4 protein-coding genes are annotated in these 2,929 nt (G+C 46.7%); all 4 read right to left on the minus strand.

The genetic code is table 11. From position 1 onward, the window contains the following. Nucleotides 1–235, minus strand: a 235-nt coding sequence (locus VN105_RS21165) for a DUF4369 domain-containing protein (RefSeq protein WP_325643929.1), incomplete at its 3' end; no start/stop codon positions are given. A 195-nt stretch (nucleotides 236–430) separates the two neighbouring features. After that, nucleotides 431–1,894 carry a PKD-like family lipoprotein gene (locus VN105_RS21170; RefSeq protein ID WP_325643931.1) on the minus strand — a complete coding sequence of 488 codons (1,464 nt, stop codon included), beginning with the start codon at nucleotides 1,892–1,894 and terminating at the stop codon, nucleotides 431–433. 18 nt (nucleotides 1,895–1,912) lie between these two features. Then, nucleotides 1,913–2,653 carry a DUF4843 domain-containing protein gene (locus VN105_RS21175; protein ID WP_325643933.1) on the minus strand — a complete coding sequence of 247 codons (741 nt, stop codon included), beginning with the start codon at nucleotides 2,651–2,653 and terminating at the stop codon, nucleotides 1,913–1,915. A 10-nt stretch (nucleotides 2,654–2,663) separates the two neighbouring features. Further along, nucleotides 2,664–2,929, minus strand: a 266-nt coding sequence (locus VN105_RS21180; protein WP_325643935.1) for a RagB/SusD family nutrient uptake outer membrane protein, incomplete at its 5' end; no start/stop codon positions are given.

A 2,929-nucleotide genomic window follows, 5' to 3' on the forward strand; every position in this document is an offset into this window, starting at 1 on the left:
GCGTCTTCACAAAGCGGTTATACTGCATCAGTTCATCGTTCATTTTAGAACCGGTTATCACCGCATTCGTAACAAGGTCGTGGGTTTTAATGAGCAGCGTTCCGGGTTCAATATAAAAAATGAGCAAATCGGGTTTCTGCCCGTTTTGATAGCCAAATCCCTTGTTGTCAAGACAAAGGCGCCCTGTAACAGGATAAGGGATATCCACGTTAAACACTGCTTTACCATTTTCCACGCGCGGAGAATCCACCCTGGTGCTATCTCCTGTTTTATAGATCAGGTAAGCCTTTTTGCCGTAACCGTATCTATGTCCAGCTTAATAACACTGTGCTGCGTTTGCGCGTGAATGATGGCGGGCAACAGCAGGCAAGCCGCTACGATCATCTTTTTCATATCTGTTTCATTTAAATGATTATACTCTTCCTCTGTATTATCCTACTTTATAAGTGACAGCAATAATTTTTTCAAAGCCGGTCACCTTCTGCGTATAGGCGTTGCCGCTGATATCACCGGTTGCCGCAACAGGCAGGTAATACACGGTACCTCCGCCGGGCTGCCCGTTCCAGGTGGCAAGGGTGATCACGCCATTCATCAGTCGCAATGCAGTTATCTGCTCTCGGGCAGGGAACTGGTATACTATCCTGGATTGATTGGCTGCCATATCGTATACATACAACCTGTTATCAGCAGCATAATACATTTGCCTGATTGTGTTTGAGAACAGGTAGTCCGGGCTGCGAAATACATCCGGGCTGTTCAGTATAGGCTGCATTCCGGCGGCTACAGGGGTAGTTGTAAAATTACCGTTGGCATTGAGCGTGTATAAAAAGCAGCTGTCATTGGCTTCGTTTTTAAACACCGCATACCAGTTAGTGGGGAGAAAATCCAGGCCCAAACCTGCTTTCATGGTGAGCATTTTCTTTTGCACCTTATTGAGGTCATACGCCATGGTGGTATTTTGCGGAAAAGTTTTAAGGCTGGTAGAAGTGCCTCCCCCGTCGTATAAAAACCGGTGATGGGCCTGATCGAAAAAGATAGCCCCGAAGGAACTGCCGCCTGCAGCAAAGGGCGCCACCGTATAACCCTGGTTATCGGGTTGTGTAAAAGCAGTACCAAATAATTTGGAGGCAAACAATCCGTTCAGGGCATATACTTTCCCGCCACAAAGCGCATAGGGACCATAGGAGTAAAAGCTGGGTTTGATCATATTGTACGGCTGCACCACAGCGGGGGGCTCATAAAAAAGCCTGGTATAATCCGCCAACACCTGTAAAGACGTGTTATCCAGCGTGTATCCGCCGCCATCGAAATAAACCATGTTGAGGGTGCCAATAAGGCTCAGGGTATTAATGCTGACCAGGTTCCGTACAGATGCAGGCAGCGGATTGCCCGGGTTCACCGCGGAATATACGCCATAATAAGCTATATAGTCGGGGCTGATAAAGCTGATATCCGCGTTGCCCTGCTTTTGCTCCAGCAACATCCAGCCGGTCTGGAAAGCGGTGGTTACCTGCACATACAGGTGTTTAAAGTAACTAACGCCGGTTACCGTATCCTTTACTACAAAATCCAGGTTATAGTAATTAGCGGTCGGCCTGAGCGTGATAGCCTGGTTAAAATTCCGGCCGCGTGAAATCACATCGATCCTCCCGGGATCGAGGGGATCAGACGGATCCGATACCGGATACACCCTCCATTCAAAACTGAGACGGTTAGTATCCGCACCCGCTATGGCCGGGTAAATGCGTAAGGTATCGAACTGACCAATGCGAAAACTATCCTTTGGCGTGGTAGCTGTAATATCGTTGATGGTGTGATAATCGTAATTACCTTTATCCTTATAACATGCTGAGAGAAAAAATACTGCCAGCAAAAAATATATAATATGCTTCATATTGTATAATGCTATTGGTTATGGGATCACAACGGGATTTCCGTTTTCGTCAGTTAAAGGCGGGTTCCCGCCATTGTATTCCAGCAAGGCATTCCTGACCGTATTCTGATAGTATTGCAGCGTAGGATAAGAAAGCGCACCAGCGCCGCTGGAAGGAAAAGTAGAGATACCTAATACAGACGCGATAAATCTCAATTTCACTTCACTATACACGCCGAAAAAATTGACCAGGTAAGTATCCCAGTTGCCGGGTTTTGTGAGCCTGTCGGTAAAAACGATCCTGACCTGGCTCCTGCTGTAGTAAGTCCCGTCTCCCATCAGCGTATCCTTCATCAGCTCAGGGAATTGAGCGTTGGGTTGCAAACGAAGACTCAGTACAAGAGAAGTATCCCGCAGGGAAGCATCGCGCAGCAGTACTATTCCTAAACTGGTGGCAAATGAATTTCCAGGCATATGGTAGTTCAGCAGCTTATAATGCACGTCTTTAACGGCCGTTGTTTTACCCGTTACTACTGCAAGATCAATGGCACGGTCATGATCTGCTGCATTACCGGTGATCCGTACAGGTAACCAGACGGTATCCTGCGTAACCGTGCTGTTTTTTTCTACAAAAGTGTAATTCACACTATCAATCCCGCCTGAATAAATAGCGTTAGTGTTATAGATAAAGTAAACGCTTTGCTGCCCGGTATAGGACTCCGATATCTCAGCTTTGCTGCAGGCTGTTAAAACAACAAGAAGTGTAAGTAATTTTTTCATGAAAAAAGATTTAGTTCCTGTACTGTAGTTCCGCATCGGGCAGCGGTAATACATAAATTTTGTCAGAAGCTGTTATAGGAGTGAACCTGATCTGCGGACTGTTTATCCTTTTGTAGTAATAAAACAGTTGCCCTTCTGCATAAAATTCTTTCTGGTATTCTTTCTGGATCTCATGCTGCACCGTAGCCTGATCTATGGTGCCCGGCAGATCATTCAACCCGCGCTGACGACGCACGGCATTCAGGTATTCCACAGCAGTGGCCGGACCGGAGCATT

Source organism: Chitinophaga sp. (assembly GCF_035564935.1).
In the GTDB taxonomy this organism is placed as follows: domain Bacteria; phylum Bacteroidota; class Bacteroidia; order Chitinophagales; family Chitinophagaceae; genus Chitinophaga.

Coding starts and splice junctions, on each gene's coding strand:
- VN105_RS21170 (WP_325643931.1), bottom strand. CDS start 1,894: ATGAAGCATATTATATATTTTTTGCTGGCAGTATTTTTTCTCTCAGCA.
- VN105_RS21175 (WP_325643933.1), bottom strand. CDS start 2,653: ATGAAAAAATTACTTACACTTCTTGTTGTTTTAACAGCCTGCAGCAAA.